General features: G+C 41.0%; 17 protein-coding genes. All 17 read right to left on the bottom strand.

The window, feature by feature from the left end:
- Positions 1 to 495: 495 nt before the first annotated feature.
- The 17 genes from AC0QT4_RS05510 to AC0QT4_RS05430 all read right to left on the bottom strand — a co-directional run bounded on the left by AC0QT4_RS05510 (position 496) and on the right by AC0QT4_RS05430 (position 21,879).
- Complete coding sequence (locus tag AC0QT4_RS05510) at positions 496 to 2,430, bottom strand: BID domain-containing T4SS effector (RefSeq protein ID WP_473200713.1); 1,935 nt, start codon at positions 2,428 to 2,430, stop codon at positions 496 to 498.
- 295 nt (positions 2,431 to 2,725) lie between these two features.
- Positions 2,726 to 3,961: a BID domain-containing T4SS effector gene (locus tag AC0QT4_RS05505; protein ID WP_473200712.1), complete on the bottom strand. Its 1,236-nt coding sequence runs from the start codon at positions 3,959 to 3,961 to the stop codon at positions 2,726 to 2,728.
- Positions 3,962 to 4,283: 322 nt separating this feature from the next.
- On the bottom strand, positions 4,284 to 5,324 hold the full coding sequence (locus AC0QT4_RS05500) for a BID domain-containing T4SS effector (RefSeq protein ID WP_473200711.1): 1,041 nt from the start codon (positions 5,322 to 5,324) through the stop codon (positions 4,284 to 4,286).
- A 313-nt stretch (positions 5,325 to 5,637) separates the two neighbouring features.
- The gene (locus tag AC0QT4_RS05495; protein ID WP_473200710.1) at positions 5,638 to 7,236 is read right to left on the bottom strand and encodes a BID domain-containing T4SS effector; all 1,599 of its coding nucleotides are present in this window, start codon (positions 7,234 to 7,236) and stop codon (positions 5,638 to 5,640) included.
- Between the two features lie 150 nt (positions 7,237 to 7,386).
- Positions 7,387 to 7,713 carry a hypothetical protein gene (locus AC0QT4_RS05490; RefSeq protein ID WP_473200709.1) on the bottom strand — a complete coding sequence of 109 codons (327 nt, stop codon included), beginning with the start codon at positions 7,711 to 7,713 and terminating at the stop codon, positions 7,387 to 7,389.
- A gap of 107 nt (positions 7,714 to 7,820) precedes the next feature.
- A complete protein-coding gene (gene traG, locus AC0QT4_RS05485; protein WP_473200708.1) occupies positions 7,821 to 9,740 on the bottom strand; it encodes a Ti-type conjugative transfer system protein TraG in 1,920 nt (639 codons plus the stop codon).
- Positions 9,741 to 9,906: 166 nt separating this feature from the next.
- The gene (locus tag AC0QT4_RS05480; RefSeq protein WP_473200707.1) at positions 9,907 to 11,535 is read right to left on the bottom strand and encodes a BID domain-containing T4SS effector; all 1,629 of its coding nucleotides are present in this window, start codon (positions 11,533 to 11,535) and stop codon (positions 9,907 to 9,909) included.
- Between the two features lie 345 nt (positions 11,536 to 11,880).
- On the bottom strand, positions 11,881 to 13,509 hold the full coding sequence (locus tag AC0QT4_RS05475) for a BID domain-containing T4SS effector (RefSeq protein ID WP_473200706.1): 1,629 nt from the start codon (positions 13,507 to 13,509) through the stop codon (positions 11,881 to 11,883).
- A 10-nt stretch (positions 13,510 to 13,519) separates the two neighbouring features.
- Positions 13,520 to 13,726 (bottom strand): antitoxin VbhA family protein, encoded by a 207-nt coding sequence (locus AC0QT4_RS05470; protein WP_473200705.1) that lies wholly within the window; start codon positions 13,724 to 13,726, stop codon positions 13,520 to 13,522.
- A gap of 73 nt (positions 13,727 to 13,799) precedes the next feature.
- Positions 13,800 to 14,867: a P-type DNA transfer ATPase VirB11 gene (gene virB11 / locus AC0QT4_RS05465; protein ID WP_473200704.1), complete on the bottom strand. Its 1,068-nt coding sequence runs from the start codon at positions 14,865 to 14,867 to the stop codon at positions 13,800 to 13,802.
- The gene (virB10, locus tag AC0QT4_RS05460; RefSeq protein ID WP_473200703.1) at positions 14,864 to 16,018 is read right to left on the bottom strand and encodes a type IV secretion system protein VirB10; all 1,155 of its coding nucleotides are present in this window, start codon (positions 16,016 to 16,018) and stop codon (positions 14,864 to 14,866) included. Before virB10 ends, virB11 begins: the two co-directional genes overlap by 4 nt.
- Positions 16,011 to 16,877 carry a P-type conjugative transfer protein VirB9 gene (gene virB9 / locus AC0QT4_RS05455; protein ID WP_473200702.1) on the bottom strand — a complete coding sequence of 289 codons (867 nt, stop codon included), beginning with the start codon at positions 16,875 to 16,877 and terminating at the stop codon, positions 16,011 to 16,013. Before virB9 ends, virB10 begins: the two co-directional genes overlap by 8 nt.
- Positions 16,874 to 17,578 (bottom strand): VirB8 family type IV secretion system protein, encoded by a 705-nt coding sequence (locus AC0QT4_RS05450; protein ID WP_473200701.1) that lies wholly within the window; start codon positions 17,576 to 17,578, stop codon positions 16,874 to 16,876. Before AC0QT4_RS05450 ends, virB9 begins: the two co-directional genes overlap by 4 nt.
- Positions 17,532 to 17,843 (bottom strand): type IV secretion system protein VirB7, encoded by a 312-nt coding sequence (locus tag AC0QT4_RS05445; protein ID WP_473200700.1) that lies wholly within the window; start codon positions 17,841 to 17,843, stop codon positions 17,532 to 17,534. The genes AC0QT4_RS05450 and AC0QT4_RS05445 overlap by 47 nt, the downstream gene beginning before the upstream one ends.
- A 208-nt stretch (positions 17,844 to 18,051) precedes the next feature.
- Positions 18,052 to 19,059: a TrbL/VirB6 family protein gene (locus AC0QT4_RS05440; RefSeq protein WP_473200699.1), complete on the bottom strand. Its 1,008-nt coding sequence runs from the start codon at positions 19,057 to 19,059 to the stop codon at positions 18,052 to 18,054.
- Positions 19,046 to 19,537 carry a type IV secretion system protein VirB5 gene (locus AC0QT4_RS05435; RefSeq protein WP_473200698.1) on the bottom strand — a complete coding sequence of 164 codons (492 nt, stop codon included), beginning with the start codon at positions 19,535 to 19,537 and terminating at the stop codon, positions 19,046 to 19,048. Before AC0QT4_RS05435 ends, AC0QT4_RS05440 begins: the two co-directional genes overlap by 14 nt.
- A complete protein-coding gene (locus AC0QT4_RS05430; protein WP_473200731.1) occupies positions 19,534 to 21,879 on the bottom strand; it encodes a VirB4 family type IV secretion/conjugal transfer ATPase in 2,346 nt (781 codons plus the stop codon). Before AC0QT4_RS05430 ends, AC0QT4_RS05435 begins: the two co-directional genes overlap by 4 nt.
- Positions 21,880 to 21,889: the final 10 nt, after the last annotated feature.

The following is a 21,889-nucleotide window of genomic DNA, read 5'->3' as shown; positions in this document are numbered from 1 at the left end:
CGCAGATTTGCTGATGTTAGCCTTTGCGGTGGTGCTTCTTGGTGTCAATGAAGAATTTCTTTGGCACAATTGCCGGCATACTGCACTGGTAATCTTGGAAGCGTTTTTGTTTCTTTTTTTTCAGTGTGATCCTTTTTGGATAAAGAAAATTATGCTCAAAGAGAGGGATCTTTCCTTGTCATAGAGCTCGGTTTATCAGAGTCTTTAATTCTTCTGATGGAATCTTTCTTTACACATTCTTTTAAAATTTCAAGCGTTTTTATTTTAAATGAAGCGTTATCCTTGCAAGCATATGGGGTCTGCTTGCTTGTGTCAAACGCTTCATAATACGCTTATTCCCTTTCTTTTGAGAGAGAGAGTGAGAACAACATTTTGTTTTCTCAATTCTTTAGGGTGAGCGAGATATTTGGTAAAATTTTGCTGGGGTATTGCACACTATTCCTTGATATAATTTCTCTTTAAGGGACCAAATGAAAGACCAAAGTTGATGTCTATTTAGCAGCTCAGAGCTCGACTTCCTTCTCTCTCAACTTTGCGTGGTCGAACGTCTTGAGAGCTCTTTTCTGCTTGCTTCAGGGAAGAGGCAGCAGCTTTTTGGTGGACATTTAGTGTGCGCTCAAGTTTTTTATGAGGTTTTAAGGGGGGATGCTGTGGTTGCAAGCTTTCCTCTAGACTGCCCTTTTCCGCTTGCTTCAGAGAAGCTTCAGCAGCTTTTGGGTGGAGATTTTCTGGTGAGCGTTCAAGTTGTTTATGAGGCTTCGAGAGGTCTTGTTGTTGCAAGTTTCTCTCTAGGCTGCTAGAAGGGGTATGGCGTTGTTGTTGTTGATGGGTTTCTACAATGTGCTCTTTTGCATGTTTTAGAGCTTCTGCATAACCTTCAATGGCTTCCCCTAGATAGGGAAGAGCACTTTCAGCCTCTTTGCGTGCATTACTTTTAAAGCCATGGAAATTGCGACCAGCAAGTTTACCAAACAATTGAGGATGATGTGTAACTTGCCATGCAACTTCCTCTCCCATGGCAGGATTTTTTTCAATATCTTCAATCCGATACTGCAAAATGCCCGGATCATTAAAAGCAACTGCACACCAATAAGTGACTTCTGAATGACAATATTTCACTGGTGTCTGGCTTTTAACTCTGCGGGCAAGTTCCTTCGGTGAAAGGGTATCTCTTTCTTGCTCAGCTTGATGCGGTTTTTTTTGTAAATCTTCAGCGAGAGTCTTTAGGTCCATTGATGCTCTATGCTGTGGTCTTCTTCCTAAACGGGCCTGAAAAATATTCTCTCTTGCTCGTTTTACAGTCTCGGCATAATTTTCAAGGGCAAAACAGAGAGAGGGAACCTGCTGTTCGGCCTCTTTGCGTGCTTGATTTTTTATACCAAGAACTTTTTTTCCAGCAAGTCTACCAACAAGTTTAGGATTGTCTGCAACTTGCCATGAAAGGCTTTCGCCTAGGGAAGGACTTTTTTCAATTTCTGCAAGTTTTTGATTAAAAATATCTGGATTGCCATAAACAGTTTGAGACAAACCTCTGACGCTGTCTTTACAGATTAGGACCAGCGCATTGCTTCTAACTCTGTCGAGAATTTCCTCTGGAGAGAGAGAGGAGGTTATTCTTGCGGAAGTAAGCGTTGCACGCTTTTGCCCTTTGTCGCTGAAGTGCGGTGATTTTTGCGCAGCCGCTGCTGCATAAAGTCCTGCACTATCTTGAGAGGAAGAACTGTCTTTCTGCATGGCTTTCGTACGAGGCGGTTTTGGTGGAGCCGCTGTTGCATAAAGTCCTGCACTATCTTGAGAGGAAGAGCTGTCTTTTTGCATGGCTTTCGTACGAGGTGGTTTTGGAGGAGCGGCTGTTGCAGTGAGACCTTCACTGTCTTGAGAGGAAGAGCTGTCTTTCTGCATGGCTTTCGTACGAGGTGGTTTTGGTGGAACCGCTGTTGCATAAAGTCCTGCACTATCTTGAGAGGAAGAGCTGTCTTTCTGCATAGCTTTCGCCCGGGGCGGTTTTGGAGGGGAAAACTTTGCTTGTAGTGTTTGGCTGTCTTGTGTCGCTTGGTTGCTTAACTCTCTGTCTCTTGCGCGCGGTGGTCTTGGTGGAGAAGTTCTTGTTTGTAGTGTTTGGCTGTCTTGTGCCGCTTGGTTGCTTAACTTTCTCTCGTGCGCACGCGGTGGTCTTGGAGGGGAAACCCTTGTTTGTGGTGTTGGGCTCTCTTGTGTTGCTATGGTGCTTTGTTGCTTTTCGCTTACAGGAGATGTCCTTTGCGAAGGAACGCTTTCCTGTACGGCTTGTGTTGGTTGTTGGTGGTGAGGAGGTGTTTGTTCCTTTGGGGAAACATTTGGGGTAGGGGATATTGGGGTTGATTGTTCTTGCGGTCCTTGAAATTTTTCCATCAGGTTTGCTATAGCAGGGGAAGGTTGTCTTTTTTTCATGCATGTTTCCTTTCAAATTTTTACACGATTTGCTTTCGAAAAGTTCTTCAAGCTCCTCTTCATCTTCATGCTTTTTCATCACTTTTTATGGAGAATGCTAAAATTGGATGCTTTCAAAAAATTTTGCATTCTTTGATAGAGATGATCATCAATATTTGTCATTAAAGATGCTGTCATATGAACCCGTTAGAACAAATTTGAGGAGAATTATGATAAAACTTTTTATTTCATTCCTTCTTCACCTTTGCGAGAAGTGTGTCAAAAGACACGATTGGAAACTAAAACTTCTCCATGCTTAGCTAGAGAAGGCTATCGTTTTTTGGCATAAAACTTTACGAGGACGAACGGTTGGACCTTTTTCGTATGAATGCCCAGAGGTTTGACTAGACTCATGCTGTGAGGTAGAGGATAAATATTCAGGCAGTTTAGAAGCTTTTGGTGACTCTTGCTGTCTTTGTAAGCTTTTCGCTCGTTGAGCAGAGGGATCGTGGTGTTTTTGTTGTTTTTGATGGGATTGTAGAAGGTGATTTTGTAGCGAATTTACCGCACTTGCGTAGTTGTCAACCGCGTCAATGAGGTGAGAAAGACCTGCTTCAGCATGTCGGCGTGCACTGTTTTTAAAGCCACAGAGGTTCAGACCAGCGTAGGAGCGAAGTGATTGGGGATAAGCTGCAAGTTGCCATGTGAATTCCTCTGCTACAGCAGGATTTTGGAGAATCTCTTTCATTTTTTCGGTAAAAATAGTGGAGCTGCCAAAAACAACTTTGCTCCAATGGTTGACTTGTGCATGATGCCTTTTGATCGCTGAATTTTCCTCAACCATGGTAGAAATTTCTGCTTTCGAAAGGGGGGGGTGCATCCTTTCAGGATGATCTGAGCTTTGTAGAATTTTGGCTATTGCTTCACTTCCCATTGATTGTTCATAATGGACGAGCACTGCGTCTGGGGTCATGACCAATTCTTCTCTTGCATATTTTACAGCTTCTCCATAACCAGCAAGAGTGCTACAAAGGGTAGAAAGATTTTCTTCTGCATTTCTGCGTGCACGATTTTTTATGCCTAAGAAGCTGATACCGGCAAGTTTAGACACACTTTCAGGATGTGTTGTAAGTTGCCAGGAGAGGCTCTCTGCTAGTGTGGGATTTTTTTGAATTTCCTCCATTTTTTCTTGTAAAATATTTGTGTTGCCATAAGCACTTTGGCATAAATCTTGGAGCTTCTCTCGATATGATTTTACCAATTGGCTGTGCGGAAGAAGCTGCATAATTTGTTCTTCTGAAAGAACCTTTGGAGGCTTTTGTGAAGATGCTGTTGCGGATGCGGAGAGGGCCTCTTCTTCAGTGTTCGTTGAAGTGTTGGTTACAGAGTGTCTTTGCTGTTGTTTTTTCAAGCTGGAAGATTGTTTTTTGTGTTGTGAGGCAGATTTTGTGGAAAGATTTTCTGGGAAAGTGCGCTGTGTGGCAGTTTGTTCATAGAGTTTTATGAGCTCTTGTACTGAATGGTGTGGCGGACGGGATTGATTTTTTTTCATGCCTGTTTCCTTTCAAAATTGTTTCAGAAAACCTTTTTGGTGAACACGCCACCTTTATCGTTTGAGAGTTTTATGACAAAGAACAACCCCTGCAAGAACTTGCAAAGATTTGGCTCTTCGCCATTGCTGTAAGAGACCTTTATGTCTTTTATAAAGCTATTTTATGAAATTTTATCAATAACTTATATAAATTATGGAATTTATTGAAGAGAGATTTTTCATAACATTTTACAACCATCCTTGGCGCAAATCGAAAGACAACACTTTGCGCCAAGAGATCAGATAAACGACGAGAATTTATGCTTCTCTCTCTTCTGCATGCTTACATCGCAAAAGCCATGCCACCACCTTGCTGTCTGCCACGTGGTTGCCTTTCTTGTTGTGGAGAATCTTGTTCTCTCCCTTGGCGATGATGGCGTTCATGGTGCTGATGGCGTGCTTGACGCTCTGGACTTTCTTTTTCCCTCTCAACACCTCTGTCTTGGCGGTGTTCACGGGTGAGATTTTTGTGGAGCTTTTCTGCAACGTGTACATGTCTTTCAAGGGCTGCACAAAGGGGACCAAAACCATCTTCAGCGTCTCTGCGGGCTGGGCTTTTGACACCAAGTATTTTTTGTCCGGCAAGCTTACCAGGACCCTCAGGATTTTGCATTAGGTCTTGTAAGATTTCCCGTCCTTTGCTCGGATCATCAAGAATTCGAGCAAGCTGGGGGTTCAAAGCATGTTGATTACCATAAACCGTTGCGCACCACACTTGGATTTCGCTTGCACCATATTGGAAGTCTGTGTTTTTTAAAAGCATTGAAGTTATTAAATCCTTCTCGGTCTGAGGAGGGGATGTTCTTTTTCTTGACTCTGGTCCTTGGTAGATAGGATTTTCTCGGTGATCAGCGCCTGGTCCACCACTTCCCATGCCAAGCGTTGCGTAGACAGAGTCTATTGGTCGTTCGGGGTGCCGTCCACCCCTTGGGTCGACTTCTGCGTAGAGATGCTCTGATTTTGGTCGGGGTTGTCGCCCTCCACTTCCGCTGAAGTCAAGATCTGCGTAGAGAGATTCTTGTTGATGGGGGGCTCGTCCACCAACCGCACCCAATTCAGGAGGCTCTTGGAGGGATGTGCGCCAATTGTCTTCTGACAGATCTTTTATTGCATAGGGGTCCACTCGTTTTCGAAGGGTTGGCTCACTACGCGGTCTTGAATAGGGATTGGCATCTGTCGGTGGGTTTTGCGGGGCATAGGGAGATTCTGTTCGAACCTCTTCTGCTGATCGTGTTTGACGCTGTCCTCTATTTTGCTTATTAACCTTTGCGTAGAGCTCACTTGGGTCAAATGGTGCAGAAGGACTTGGTTGATGTTTTTTCATGCATGTTTCCTTTCAAAATTTTAGAAAACCTCTTTGGAGTATTCTCTCCCTTTATGGTGGGAGCGCTTTTATAAAAAGTACTCATTTGAATGACAGAATAACCTCCAAAGATTCTGCGCTATTCACCCCTTTCGTAATGGATGTTTGTGTCTTTTATACAGTTTTTTTGTGAAATTTTATCAATAAGTTAAATAAAATTACTAAGTCTGTTTTGAGGGAATTTTTTGTAACGTTTTAGAACACCTCTTGACGCAATTGAGAAAAAATGATGTGCGCCAAGAGATGCGAGTACAAGCAAAAATGATGGTGGTTGTTAGCTGCTAAGAGCGAGGGATGAAGAGCGACTGACTTTGAGGGCACGCGTTTGACATTGTGCTTCTTTGGTGGAGGTCACAACTTTGGCAATGTCTTTCGCTTTGCTTTCTGAGGTGCCAAGCAGGCAAGCAAGTCTTGTGATCTCTTGGTCCTGTATGGCTTTACGCTCCTCTGATGATAAACGATTGTGTAATTTGCGTCCATAAGCATGCAGTTCTCGTTGCAGCGTAGGAGAATGAGACAAGGCTTCTTTTTGTTGTTCCGCTGATAAGGAGAAAAGGGTTTGCAAGTTTCTTGTCGGCTTTTCAACAGGCTGGCTCAAGCGATTTTGTTCTCTTGTGTGTTGTTCTAGAATATTGTCCTTTGTCTGTTGCGCTGTTGTTGTATAGTCTTTTAATGCTTCACAAAGCTGTTGGACATTCTCTTCAGCGCGTCTTCGCGATGGACTTTTCATGCCAAGAATTTTCCTTCCCGCAAGCTTATGAACGGATTTAGGATCTTGCATTATTTGATCGGCAAACTGGTTTCCTAAGGTTGGATCGGCATTGATGAGATCTAGCTTTGTGCTTAAAGCTTGCGGGTTGCCATAAACATATTTTGAGAGCTCTTCAACTTTTTTTCGGCCCGCTTCGACCCAGGGATTGTATTTCAGGCTTTCAAACAGTGCTTCATTGGTCAGAGGCGATAATGTTTCTTTTGGGATCAGATCTTCTCGTAAGTTTTGAACGTTGGTTTTTTCAAAGCAGATGTGGGCGCCATTGTGTAAGGTTTTGATGTGCTCGGGTTTGAGATCATCTTTATGGCCAACGACGAAAATACCTCCTACCTCCATAACAAAACCTTCTGCTGAAGAGCCCCTATAGATGCCTTCATAGGTGGTTCCTTCTTTTGCAGCGACAACAATACGATTATTGATTTCATTGAGACCAGAATTTCTCATTTGGGAGATGAATTCTTTTAAAAGAAGGGCTTTTTGCGGATGGGTGATATCTTCAAATAGATCTCTCATTGGCTGTGGATTGTTATATTGCATTGCTTCAATACAAGCAGTGGTCATGCGTGCTTGTGTGATAAAAGAAAAGTCAATTCTATAACCTGCTACTTCTCCAAGCTTTTCCATAAACATGCGATTGACACGCCCATTCCCTTTTCTGAAAGGATGTGCATGATCGAGTGCCATAAAAATTTCAGCGGCTTCGACAGAAAACTCTTGGCGTGATAAACCTTGTAAATTATTCTTTGCACGAAGTTTTTGCTCTAATTGTTTCAGTTCTTTTTGAATCTGTGGACCAACAGCAAAGGGGATCTCATAACCTTTTGGGCGCATTGCTGGCATACGAGCGATGCTTCCATCTGCAAAGGTAAAGGGTTTGTCACGCATCTGACCGGCCCATTCAAAAGTCTGATGAAAAAGGCTCCAGTGAATTGTTTTTAAGTAAGCGGCATCAAATCTTTGCGGTGGTGGTTCATGGCGAAAATTCATTGCTGCTTTGGCTGTATCATGGGCCGTGCGTGTATATAGTTTGTGTGGGTCTTTGATCCCATATTTGTTTTTCAGTGTTTTGCTCTTTTTATACAGATAATTTTGCTCCAACATATTTTTTTCCTTATGAGGGTGGGTGGGCGATGAGCGCGCTAAACGCTTCGTGTTCAAATCCCCCCTTCGCGTATTCTTTTGCGATTCCAAATTTTTGAGGAGAAAATTTTATTCCTTCAACTCTCTGTCTTAGGATCGGTATGATTGACTTTAGCAATTGTTGCTCTTCGTTTTTGTCATTTCTTTGTATGGGATTTGATGGTGTGTTTGAATTGTTTGCATGGACGTTGTCTTTTTTGATGTGCTTAGAAAACGCTCTCTTTGATAGCCTTTCTCTTCCTGATTGTCGGTGTCATCACTGACATCTTCTTTAGACATTTTCCTTTCCAAGTTGTCTTCTTCAAAAGCTCTTTGTTCGGCTTTTAAGGAATGGAGAGCAGAGCGTGATTGCCGTTGATTTTGTTTGAGGGCGTTCACAAGGGACGCTGATGTTGGGAACGCACGGACAGATGTAGCACCTAAGATCTTCTCCATCATTTTTTCCTTGTTGGACTCTATAAAAATCCCTTTTTAATAGACTTTTATGAAAGAGAACGCTTGGCTTTTTCTTTTTTATGCTGTCATTCCCCATAAGAGGGTGTTTTTCAGCTTTTCTTTTTTTGTGGGGCAAAACGGTTCTTTTCAGCAGCCGCTAACATTTCTTTTCTTCTAAAATAGATCGCTCGACCACATCGTAAAGGGGGATGCCCTTGCATAAGAATAATTTGTTCGTCTTGACGCATTTCCTGAATAATTTCGTGAGGTAAAATCAGGGCTCTTTGTTGATAATTGATGTTGTAAGAGTTCTTTCCCAATGACAAACCTCTCGATTTGCTTGTTCCAGCTACCTCAATTGTCATTTGACCACAGCGCTCTGAAATGTCTTTGGCTGTTTGAAGATCTTTAATGGCAGCGTAACTGACAAAGGAACAGCTTTCAAACCATGATCGTGCCCCTGATTCCCCAAAGTGATTGACCAACTGACCTGTGGATTGATAAAAAAGCATCAGCGAGGTGCCGTATTTACGACCACGATCACGTGCTTCTTCTAAAATATTCATATATCCAAGAAGATCAACTTCATCTAAGACAAATAAAACACGCTTTTTGTAGTTTCCATCAGCGGTAATCATGGCATTTAAGAAAGCACCGATAATCACCCGTCCAATTGCTGGATAACTGTTCAAAATGCTCGCTGGAAGATTGAGAAAAACATCTGTATTGCCATTGGTGATATCAGAGGATGCAAAGTCATCGCCACAAACAAGATCCGCGTAATTGGACAAAGAAAGCCATTGGGTGTCTTTGGAAGCGGTTGTGTAGACGCCTGAAAAGGTTTGCTCTGCCATTTCTGTAAAAATACCAACCATTTCACGGATAAAAGGAGAAGGGGTGGTTTCTTGAATGATGCGGAGTTGATTGACAACAGCTGTTTCTGATTGAGACAAAATCCCACGTAAGGTTTTTAAATTGCGCTCACTATCTTCATAGTCATCAGAAAATATCACATGAGCAAGAAGAGCCGTTAAAAGATTATGTGCTTGTGTTGAAAAATATTCTGCTGAAGAGTTTTCTGACTTTTTATCTGTGAGAAGCAATTTGGAAAAACCAACAATATTCGCTTCACGTTGTGTGAGGGGGACGCTATCGTCTAAAAGCCAATCGAGCACGTTAAAATTTTTCGTTAAAATAGAATTGGGATCAAGAACAATAACATTTCTATTGCCCATTTTTTTCCGAGCAAATCTAACCATTGGTGCAACTTCCGTGGAAGGGTCAAGGCAAACAATAGAACCTGGATAGGTTAGGCATGTTGGAACCACTGTGCTTGTTGTTTTATATCCACCAGACCCAGCAAAAAAAATCATGTGAGTTGAACCAAAATCAAGGTTAAAGGAGAGCAGAGGCGCTTTTCCACCTTTTCCCCATGTTGTTTTATTGCCAGGAGCAAAGGGAATATTACACACACTATCTTGATCAACACGGTATCTTTCGCCAACAACAATTTGCCCATTGGCAGGAAAGATTTTGCCTGCATCGCGTAAATTCATCCATGCGGCATCACCAAAAATTCCTTTTTTAGCACGCTTGACTTTGTTTGTCTGTGGAGAAGTTATAAAGTTTTGAATTGCTAAAAGAACAAAGCCGATAAGAACGCCAAAGATAATCATCGGATCCATGAATTGGAGAGCATAGTTCCAAGTTATTCCTTGTTGACCAACATAGGGACTTAAGCGTTTTATTTCACTTCCGATGTAATAAAGGGCAATGATTGCAAAAAAAAGTGCTGAGACGAGGGTAATCGCTTTGCGCAGGTATAGTTTTTGTAAGAGAGTATAAAGTAATGAAACAGCAGAAAACAGGACGAGTATTAATAATGGCTTTGAGCGAATATACCAATAAATTTCATTGTCTGTCAGCCCATTTGTGATCGACAACAAAAAATGAGGAACAAGAAATATTGTTAAAATTCCTAAAGCGATTGGCATGAGAATAAGCGCAAATTGCGTTTTTGTGTATTTCATTGTTTCTTACTTCCAGTTTTATTGCGGTATGCTGTGAAAACGATCTTTTTTACTTTTGAAAAATGGAGATAGAGCGTTAAATAGCCATTTTTTTCCTCTGTGGAAGAAGACGACAACGCTCTTTGAGCCATAAGTGTTCAAAGGAAGATGCAAATTTTCATCTCTTTTAGCTAGCCATCGCGAGTCCTTTTGAGTGATGGAGTTTACGTGTGTAGGCTTGCGTATGCGCTTCTTTTGCCTTCTCAACAGTGTTGGTAATCTCTTTTGCTTTTTGTTGTGAGACTCCAAGACTTTTCGCTAGGGCTTCATAATCATGGTTTGTGATTGCTTGAGATTCACTTGATGAGAGACGATGCTCTAAACTGCATATAAAAGTGCGGAGTTCTTTGTATAACAGAGGAGATTGAGACAAAACGGCTCTTTGTTCTTCTGGTGATAAGCAAAATAGATTTTGTAAGTCTTTACTCGGCTTCTCGACGGCTCTTCCACAGCGTGCTTGTTCGCTTTGATGTTCTTGAGTGATGGCATGACGCTTATAAATTACAGCATCCGCATATTCGACAATTGCGCTACAGAGCAGATTAACATGCTCTTCAGCTCTCGTGCGCGTTTGCGTTTTAAAGAAAAAAAAATCGATCCCTGAAAGAGGAGCAATCGAGTCAGGAAAGCGCTTAATTTGACGTGCAAGCTTTTGGCCTAAATCTGGATCTGTAAAAATCAATTCCATCTGTGTGTTTAATTTTTTTGAGCTGCCATAAATAATTTTTGACAAATGTTGAATGTGATCTCGAGTTGACTGGACATGGATACTGTTTGCAACTTTTTGTGAAAATTCACTTTCTGTGAGAGGCGCTCGTGTTTCTTTGGGAATGAGAATGTTTTCAAGCTCTTGCTTCTTTGGGGCTGTAAAGGTTATTGTATCACCGGATTTTAATGTTTTTATTTGTTCTGGCGTGAGATGCTCTTTATTGCCGATGATGTAAGTCCCTTGCGCATCGAGCATAAAGACATCAGAATTAATCTCTTTATAGGTGCCAAGGTAAGTGACACCTTCTTTTGCAGTCATAACAGGATAATCGTTAACATCGTGTCCAAGGTCTTTCATGCTTTTCATGAATGCTTGTAACGCACGTCTTTTTTCTGGATTGGAGATATCTTCAAGGACATGCCACATAGGCTCTGGATTGCCATATTGTGCTGCTTCGCTATAGGCAATCGTCATGCGTTCTTTTGTTACCAGCGAAAAGTCAAGATGATGCCCTGCTGCATCGGCAAGACTTTCCAAAAAGAATTGTTCTGTGTGTTCATTGCCATCTATGAATGGATGAATATATCTGAGAGAAAGAAAAATTCCTACTGCTTGAGAGATAAATTCTTGGCGCGTTAAGCCTCGCAAATTGTCCTTTTCGGCGAGTATGTTCTCTAATTTTTGTAAATTTTCAAGGATTTCCTCATCGTTTACAAAACCTTTATTCCACTCTGCTCTTTTCATTTCTGGCATGATGGCCGTGGTGCCATCGGAAAATGTGAAGGGAACAGTGCGGATCTTTCCAGCCCATTCAAAGGTATTTTTAAATAACTGGTAATGAATATGGCAAAGATAGCTGGAATCAAAATGTTCTGGCGGAGATTCTTCACGCAGAAGTTTTAGTGCTTGTTCTCTATCAGCTGAACATTTTTCTAGAAAAATTGTTAAATTTGTTTCTCCATATTTATTTTTGAGGATGTTCGTTCCAGGATAGACATAATGAAGGGGCGAGGCACTTCCTCTTGTTTTGGCTTGTGCTTTTGGCATAATGACCTCCTTAATAATAGAACTTGATTGATAGGGGTATTAGGTTTCTTTACGAAGTCTCTCTTTTTGCTTGGTCTCCTCTATAAAGGGCATTTTAAAGAAAGCTTTTTCTTTCAAGTGTCGAGATGTTGAGTGTTCTGCATCTATTTCTCTTTCATGACATTTTTATAGAATTTCTCTCCCATTAAAGTCATCACTTGTGGTGTCTTCCTTTTTATTCGGTGAGGAGAGACCAAAAATGACGGGGTATAGCATGAAATACTTCCTTTTCTCATGAGAGAGTGTATCTGTTAAAATATCTTCTCGCTCTTGGTGTTTAAATCAAGGAGGACCAGCGCAAAATGTTTAGCTAGCGATTGCGAGCACTTTTGAGCGATGGAGTGTACACACTTGCGATTGTTGATGTACTTCTTTGGCTTGCTTCGTGATTTGAGTAATTTCTTTTGCTTTCTGTTGTGAGACTCCAAGACTTTTCGCCAGTGTTTCATGATCACTGTTTTTGATTGCTTTCTGCTCACTTTGTGAGAGACGGCTATGGGCATTTCTTACAAAACGACGCAGTTCGTTTTGAAGAGAGGGAGAGGTTGCTAAGGTTTCTCCTTGTAATTCTTTTGGCAAGGCGAAGAGACTTTGCAAGTTTTGACTTGGCATTTCTACTTTTTGTCCGCGACGTTGTTGTTCTTTTTGATGTTCTTGCGTAATTTCTTGCTGTGCATGTTTTACAGCATGCGCGAAATTTGCAACGGCATTACAAAGTGTTTCAACATGCTCTTCAGCATTGGCACGGGCTTGATTTTTAAAGCACAAGAAGTCAATACCGGCAAGATGAGCAACAGACTGCGGATGCTCCGCAATCTGTGTAGCGATTTGTTGACTAAGGTTTGGATTTTTAATAAGATCTGCCATCTGTGTATTTAATGCTTTCGATTTTCCATAAACAATTTTTGCGTATTTTTGAATTTGTTCGCGACATGTGTTTACACAGGCATCTTGGGAAACCATTTCAATATATTCAGATTGAGACAAAGGAGCCAACTTCTCTTCTGGAATGAGGATTTTTTCAAGGTCTTGTGCTCTTGGAACTGTAAAGGTGAATTTATCACCAGGCTTTAAGGTTTTTAGCTGGTCGGGTGTGAGATGATCTTTTTTGCCAATGATGTAAGCACCTTTGACGTTGATGGTAAAGCCTTCAATACCAGCACCTCTATAGGTGCCTGAATAGGTCTCTCCTTCCTTTACAATCATGACAGGGCGGTCATTAACATTGCGTCCAAGAGTTTTCATGTTTTCCATGAATTCTTTTAAAAGAAGAATTTTTTCTGGATTGGAGATATCCTCAAACAGATGGCGCATAGGTTCTAGATCGTCTTTTTCTGTTACTGCAACACTGGCAAGCATCATGCGTTCTTTTGTGACAAGCGAGAAGTCAAGCTGATGGCCTGCTGCTTTGGCGAGATTTTCAAAAAAGACTCGTTGGGTGCGTCCATTCCCTTCTCTGAAAGGGTGGAGTTGGTTGAGAGAGTTAAATAAGCCTATTGTTTCAATATTAAACTCTTCACGTGTTAAGCCTTGCAAATTATTTTTTTCTGCAAGTGTTTGCTCTAATTTTTGTAAACCTTCTTCGATTTCATCACCGATAGCAAAAGGATTGTCCCAACCCGTTCTTTTCATTTCCGGCATGATGGCCGTGGTGCCATCTGAAAATGTAAAGGGGAGATGGCGTAGATGTCCAGCCCATTCAAATGTATTTTTAAATAACGCATGATGAAGAGAGCATAAATAGGCACTATCAAAGTTTTCTGGTAGGGGGGCTTCACGCAGATTGATCATTGCTTGGGCTGTATCATGCGAGCATTTTTCCAGAAAGGATTTTAAGTCTTTTGTTCCATATTTATTTTTAAGTGTTGTCGTTTTAGGATAGACATAATGAAGGGGCGAGGCGCTTCCTTTTATTTTTGCTTTTGCTTTTGGCATTGTTTCCTCTTTATAATATAGCGTTGTCCATGAGAGTGTTAAATTCTTCGAGTGAAAGTTCTCCCCTTGCGTATCGTTCTAAAATTTCCAGCGTTTTGGGATGAAGTGTTATCCCCTCAATTTCATAGCTGTTGATGGTTGCATTAACCGCTTCGCGGCGTTTTTTTAATTCTTCCGCTGTATGCAAGAAAAGATTTTCTGTTGCCTTTGTTTCCATTTGTTTTTCCTTTAGCGTTTTTCAACGGTTGTTTTAAAAAGGTCTTTTTACACAAGAGGTTCTCTTCATGCGTTTACCCGCCAAAAATGTTTCGTTGTTTGAATGGGTCATAATAGATTTCTGTGACTTTAAAATTCCCATTAACCCGTTTACATTGAATGATAATATCAATCATTGAGATCAAGAGTCCTCGAATATCATCACGCTCTAAATCACTTCCACCTTCACTTTCTTTGACCAAAAGGGTCATCTGTTCAAAGGCAGAAAGTGCTGTTGAGGCATGAACCGTGGTAATCGAACCGGGGTGCCCCGAATTGACATTGCGGATATAATAAAAGGCTGTTCCATCTCGAAGTTCTTGTAAAAGAATGCGGTCAGGACGCATGCGTAAAGCAGATTCAAGCAATTCTTTAGGACCAATAGAGGATAAACCTTGCCCATCTTTTGAATAGATCATAGAAACATGGTTGGGTTGTGGGACAATCAGTTCTTGTGTATCTTCAATGGTGATAATACGTTCATCCTTGGGAATTTTGGCAATGAGGGCCTTTGAAAGTGTTGTCTTCCCAGAACCGGTTTTTCCAGCAATCAAAATGTTTTTTTGACGTTGTACCGCTTGATTTAAAAAGGAGACGAAATCCTTCTTATAATAAGCGGTTATCAAATCGTGTTCAATATTTTTCAGTTCGTTAAAATGTGATTGATAAGTTTTTAAAGGTGTGAATGAGACTTGTTCACACAAGGAAAAAAGACCTTTATTGGCAAGATCTTCGAGGGAAAAAGTGCGTGATGACGGTTTGCGAATTGTTATACTGATTGTGTCTTTTTCAACCGCTGGAGGAATGACAATTTGAATACGTTCATTCTCTGGTAGAGTTGCCGATAATATGGGATTTTTATCCGATATATTTTGCTTAGAATAGGAAGCGACAACTTTAGCAATGCCCATAAGTTCATTAAATGAAAGGGCGGGTGCCTCTACCGTTTTCCATCCTTCAAACCCTTCGGTCATGATTTGATAGGGGCGATTGATGACAATTTCAAAAAGACTGTCATCTTTCAAAAAAGCACGCAGTGGCTCAAGTTTTGTTAAAACAATTGCAACAGTTTCATCATTCAACGGAGGTATTGTGGGGTTCATTGTAACGGCACCACAGAATTTTTATAAAAGTTTCTTGAAAGGGTGCGATGAATGATTTGTCTTTTGTTTTCAGTGAGTTTCAATTTATAAACACTGGAAAAATCTAAATCGCGGGCCACAAAAACATTGACCATTTCACCTTGATTTTTGGTCAATGTTGGAGGAATGTTGGTGTAGTTTTCTGTGAGAATATTTGCAATATTTTGTCCCGAAGAGGCTGTTTCAGAGTTTTGCTGCTCTGGATTTGGTGCAAAACGGTTTCTCGCATAGTTTGTTACATCTTTGACAATCGAAACAAGAAGTGCAGAGCCAATGCGTTCGAACCAATGATTATCAATATCTCCATCCATACCAGAACGCCCCAAGGAATCAGTCGCCGGTGAAGCTAATGTGATAATGACACCATTTGGGGTTTTTGCTCTATTCCAGAGAACAAAAAGGCGCTTTTGCCCTCTTTTCAAGCCAGCACGATATTCGCCAACAATTTGTGTGCCTTTATCAAGCAGGACAACGCGACCATTATCTGACAAAATATCTCGCGAGACGATACAGCTGGTAAAACCTTGTTGATCACTGCTAATGGCCGTTTCTAAAATACAGGGAATAGAAGCACCCATGGCAATGATATAGTTGCGGTTGCCAAGCGTTGAGGCACGAATCCCCTCAAGGGTGGTTGGCTTGAGAAGATTGTTAAAGCGTTGTGCTATTTCATCAGGTTTTTTTTCGAGTTGGTTAAGGGACAAGCCATTTTGTGTTATTGCTTTTTCTTGCTGTTTATTCGCATAGGCTAAGACAGGAGCACGTTGTGCTGCTTCCAGAAGTTTCGCATCGGGCTTTGATTGAGTAATTGTTGGGGTTGGGAGCTCAACTTTGGGCAACAGCGTGCTGCTATTTTGTTCGTTCGGTGGAAGAGGTGTAGGTTTTATCTTAGCAGGTCGGAAAATCTCCGTTTGCTTAATAATCCCTTCTTTGGGAAGTTCAACAGCTTGTTTCTTTTCTGTGGCAAGTGTTGAATATGCTAAATAAATACAGACACTGAAAAGAATAATAAGAACAGCTGCTTTGCCTATATTGCTCTGTTGGTTTTTCCCGCGAGCGTCTCTTATCGTATCACGGTCATTGATGTCTTTTTCATCCATTGTGTCATTCATGGTTGTTTCCTATATGCACTTTACGTTGTACAGAGGGTGATGTTGTACCAGTTTCGGGGTTGATCCCTTCTGGAGTAAATCTTCTATTGAAGATGCACAGCACGTCATTTCCACGGCGCAAAGTAAATTGCGCAGCTGTCGCATGAACGATAACCTTATTGCCTTTAATCGATTTTGGAACGAGCGATTCTTGTCCATCAGAAGAGACAAGATAAATGGAAGGAATTTCGCTATTGCCTAAAAATATAAAGGTTGTCGTTTTACCGTTGTCATAGACAGAACTTGGTTCAATGAGCGTTGATCCTTGTGCTTCATAAGCCCAATTGCGTGGACCAAAATTTTCATGAATATTCAGAATATCATTGACAAAATTTTCCTCGTGCTGTTCGGCTTTCGCTGCTTCCGCTAATTTCTTACGCAAGGCTTCATCTTCTGGATAGCGAAACTTTACAAGGAAATAGGTTTCATTGCCCGCTGAAACATCGCCTTCTCGCACTTGGAGTTCAAACTGATAAGATCGCTTTGTACCGTCTTCGCGGCTGGTGACAATTTGTAAATTGGTGACAGGTTGAACTTCGCGTGGTTTTAAGAAAACAAAGTGACCAGCTGGTGCAACTTGCCAAGCAACAGAATTGCCAATACCAACATAGATCACTTCTTCATCATCGGCAAATTCAAGCTGCACTGAGGAACGAATAGAACCAATGATTTGCGTGACATTGTAGGGATCATAATTGACAAAGCGAATACGATTATCTTTGCGGGCACTCACAGGTGCTGTTTCTGCAAAGAGGGGCGCCGTATAACAATTGATTGCGACCATGAAAGTTAAAAAGCTTATTTTTAAAAATTTGCTCATTGTATCACCTCTGGATCGGATCTGTATTCCGACACTTGAAAGCCAAGGGGATTGATTAAGCGGTCTGTCGTTGAAATTTGTGCATTCACATAGGAAAAGTTTAAAATCGAAACCCAATGGGAAATATTTTCTTTACCATTAATGTCTCTGACCGCTTTGTAGTAACGCACTTGAATAAGATCTTTGCTTAAAAAGGAAATTGATTTGATCGTGACAGTCGCAATCATATTTTGATAGATATTTTGTGGACTTTCTGGATTGTTGCCTGCATACCATTTTGCAAAACGGTTTTGTTCGGCTGGTGAAGATAACAAAGAGACTAGGCTAAAATTATTTTCTGCCTCTGATGCTAGAAATCCCTCGCGTGCGCGAACATATTTGGCAGCAAAATAGCGTGTTATTGCTTCATCATAGTCATTGGGAGATTCCTTTAGGGCACTAACCGTATCAACAATGCCTGTTGAATTATCAACGCGGATAACAAAGGGCTCTACGGACTTTAAGGGGGTTAATGCTGCTACAGCCAAAGCTAAGGCGATGGTCATTAAGCCAAAAAGCACTGTTAAAGCCATGGCAATTTTCATTCGCACGCGCATCCCATGCATGCGATCAATATCGAATGAGCGTGCTTCTTTTATATATTCTTCAAGGGCATCACTTTTCACGCGTGTTCTCCATCGTTTTCTCAAAGAGCATTTCATCTTTTATGGGGTTGAGTGAAGCTTCCTTAATCGTTACATCCGCTCCTGCTTTTTCGCTTTCTAAGGTATTCAGAATGATGGGTGTTGTGACAGATTTTACGATTTTTCCTTGTAATGTATTTTTATTGTCCCAATCCCATTTGTCCCTATTTAAAATGCGGGTTTGTTTCCCATTACAGCGTGGCGGTTTTTTAGGACCACTCAGAGAGGCACAGCCGGTAAGGGTTATGCTTAAGATTACAAAAAAAGTTATTTTTCGTTTCATTTTTTAAACTCACAAATATTTTGGAATACAATTAAACCTCTCAGACTTCTTGCTTTGAGCCACTTCACAAAGGAAAGGGATGCAAGGTTTTAATTGGTCTGATGAAACCAAGGATATTAAGGACTCTCCACAATGTGTGCCTAATGCGCGCGCTTTGATACGCGCGCATTGCAAAAACAAAAACTTTGCCTTTTTAAGGTGTCCAACATTAAAATCGACCACGGCCCTGAGATCCCATTCTTGCGGATTTGGCGGCAGCATTTGCTATTCCTGCGGCCCCCGATCTTGCAGCCCCCGCCATTTTTGCTGCACCAGAGAGTTTTGAAGCAGCACCTTTGGCTACATTTCCACCAGCTTTAGCTCCACCGGAGAGCATCGTGAAAATCTGTCCTCCTGAAGAGATGCCAGCGTTAAAATATGGGCCACCAGAGGAGAGGGCAGAGGCAATGCCAGGAAGTGCCCGGAACAGAATAGCTCCTATTACTGAGATGACAACAACAGGGGGAAAGAGAACGTAGATCGAATGATATGAGCCACTAAGAACGTGCAGAATAACTTTGCACATAATCGTTCCAAGCATGATCACCAAAACTTGCAAAATAGTGAAGTTGATTAAGGTCGTAATCCAAGCATCGGTATATTTTCTGGTTGCATTGAATAAGTATAAACTAATAAACAGCGGTCCAAGACCTATAATCATCACAAGGGCAACTTGGGCAAACATTTGCACAATAAAACCACCGATACAAAAGATAATGACAGCGCAAATCATTAAAAAGCCAAGAAGCCCTACCAAGATCTTTTCAAGGAACCACGCTTTCGCTAAGACCTCTTGATAGCGGAGAGAGGCCTGTAACAAAATATAGTCAAAGACATTGGAACCCGTGTTATTGCCGTTGAGTGCATTGCCAATGGCGTTTACTAAATCATTGAAAAAGACATTTTTAACATAGATGTTAAAAGTATCTGCATTGGTTGCCATAGTCGTTACAACAACAATTTTAACGACGTTGTTGAGAAGACTATGCATGGAAAGAGCAGCACGACCCGTCATGACATTATAGCCATAAAGAAAGATGAAAATGATCGAGGCAAGATTAAGGGGTGCCGAAATAGCACTCGACAAATTGCTCACCGTCATATCCATCACATCATTGAGTGGCTTTAAAATGTATCCAGAAACACTCTCAAATGGTGCAGAGCTAAAGTCCGACATCTAAACTCCCAAGACTTGATGGAACATTAGATTTATCAAGTTTTTCTTTTAGTTGTTTTGCAAGATTTTCATGGCCTTTTTGGATCTCTTCTTCACGAAGCTCCTCTTTTGTTTTTGTATCTCTTGCTTGAATCATATCCAAAGATTGGAGTTTTAAAGCGTCCGCTTGAAGTTTTGCTTGAAGAACGGAAAGTTTTGCTTGAAGAGCCTGTATTTTTTCTGTACCAGCTTTTTCTTCTGCTGGAGCTTGTGCTTGTGTCTGAGCTTGTGTAAGTTCTTTGCTTATTTTTTCAATTTCTTTTATAGCTGCAGCTGCCTGCTGATGAATAGTTTCAGCTGTTTCTGATTTTACAGCATTTAATTGTTGTGTGCTTTCTAGTGCCTTTTTATAATATTCTTCAACATTTTCTCCATTTTCTGCTATGGCGTGATGGATAAAAGACAAAGATAAGAGGGTAACTAAACTATATTTTTTCATTGATTTTCTCTCCTTTGATGAAATATGGGCAGCCATATATCGGGGGCAGTGCCATGTTCATTGATAATTTGGTTCATGAGTTCAATATTCTTGGTTGTGCCACTCAAGACAGCAATCTCATCATTCATTCCACGTAAGTTAAGTTCTGCAACGACAGAATTTTGTCCCTGCTTGATGAGAAAACGACGGGATTCTCTACTTAATTCTGATTGTATCAGTTCAAATTCACGCTCAGTCAGTCTGAAATTTTCAACATAATCTTGGTAATTTGCTTTTTGATTTGGAAAAAATATTTGAGTAGGGCACTGTTCAATAATCGTGTGGGCGATTGTTGAATTGATAGCGTCTTTGGGACTTTGCGTAGCAAAGAGCATCATACCATTTTGCTTACGGATCGTTTTGAGACGATCTTGCGCAAACGCTTTGAATGAATCGTCTTCAAGAGCTTTCCAGAATTCATCAATGATAATAATGATGCGTCGCCCATCAATGAGATCGAGAATGCGGTGAAACAGATACATCATCAAGGGACGTCGAATTTCTTCATTGTCTAAGAAATCGGTCATATCATAACCAATAAATTGGGAGTCTAAATTAAGATCATCTTGATCGTTATCAAAAACCCAGCCTAAAGCATTGCCTCTAATCCAAGGTTGTAACCTTATGGCAATTCCTTCTTTTGATGTGTTATCAAAAAACAGCTGAAGTGCACCAAGAGAGCGTTGGGAACGGGGCAAACTTTCTAGAGAATCAATGGCTTTTGCAATATCTTGTCGCTCTTGTTCTGTCACAGTTTGTTCTTCAGGACTCACAAGTTTTAAGACCCAATTGCGAAGAAAAACTTTATTTTTTTCGGTGTATTCCATGCCTTTTAAAGGGGAAATACCCGTAGGTTGACCATTTTTTAAGGGTTTATATTTTCCACCTCCAGCACGCACAAAAATCTCTGCACCTTGATCTTTGTCAAAAAAGACCATTGTTGGATTGTGCTTTTGTAATTGGGCAAGAAGAAAATTAACAATGACCGTTTTACCAGATCCAGAAGGACCACAAACAAAGGTATTACCAAGGTCGCCATAGTGAAAATTAAAATAATAAGGAGAACTTGCTTGCGTTTTTAACAAGGCTACAGCGGACCCCCAAACATTCCCTTCAAGTTGTCCAAGGGGAAAGGAATGGAACGGTGATAAAGCTGCAAAATTTCTGCTGGTAATAGCTCCAGAACGTGCACGATAGCTAAAGTTTCCAGGAAGTTGCGCCCACCATGCTGCTTCCAATCCTAAATCTTCTCGAGCAATAACGGCTCCACCATTGGTTAAATGTGAGCGTGCTTTTGAGAGATTTTCAGCTAATATTTTAGGGTGATCGGCAAAAACGGCTAGAGAGAGATGGTGTTCGCCTAAAACAAAACGATTGGACTCTAAATCATCAAGCGCTTCATCAAGGGCATCAATTTGTGAGCTAGCACGATCTGCTGTATTAATCATTTGGTTTTGTTTGCGGCTCATAATGGCACCGGCAGCCGCTTTACTCTTAAAGACAAAAGATTGTGTGAGGATGAATTCAAAGGAGGCGGTCAGCAATTCATCCGTCATGCCAGGGCGTGTTTTAGAGGGATATTCTTTCCAGCCAAACATACCAACAAAACGTTCATTGCTTTCATGACGAATTTCAATAATTTCTTTCCCAAAAATAACACGATCCGAGTAAATCGTTGAAGCAATCGTCCCAAAGGTGAGAGGAATACGTTCACGTCGTCCTCCTACTAACTGGTGAAGAAATTCACTTTGTTCAGAAAATAAAAGGCCATCATGTTCATAAATTGATAAGAGGCGGGCTTTATAGGCCTCCAAACCTTCTATAAAATCTCGACTTAATTCTTCGATCTTACGAATAGCTTCCTCATCCGGTTCACTTTGCGTTTTCTTCGCTTTTGTGAGACGCTGAAAAAATGAAGCCAAGCGTTCTGTTTTGTCTGATGCCGGATTCCACAACAATGACACAAACAGATCATTTCTATAAAGCTCTTGCGAAACCATTTTCTTTTTGTATTTTTCATCTAATGTTGCTGCAAAAGAGGAAGAAAAATGGCCCTCTGGATAGATCGTTTCGCGACGACGAATAATATGAGAATATAAAGCAACACGCTCATCAGCAATGTTTTTTAAAAGAGTGTTTAATTGGTTATGTAAGGAATTTAATTGATCAATATCTGCCGTATCAAAATTGACCCCTTCAACAGCTATCACCGTCATTAAACACCGTGAACTTAATGCAATGACATGCTGGTTGATATGACGTATATACGGAATATAGTCTTCAGGCAGCATTTCCCGTTTCATGATTGATGCT

This window comes from Bartonella sp. EBT8 (assembly GCF_055796165.1).
Note: the sequence above shows the minus strand (reverse complement) of the source record. Positions and strands in the feature narration are given on the sequence as shown.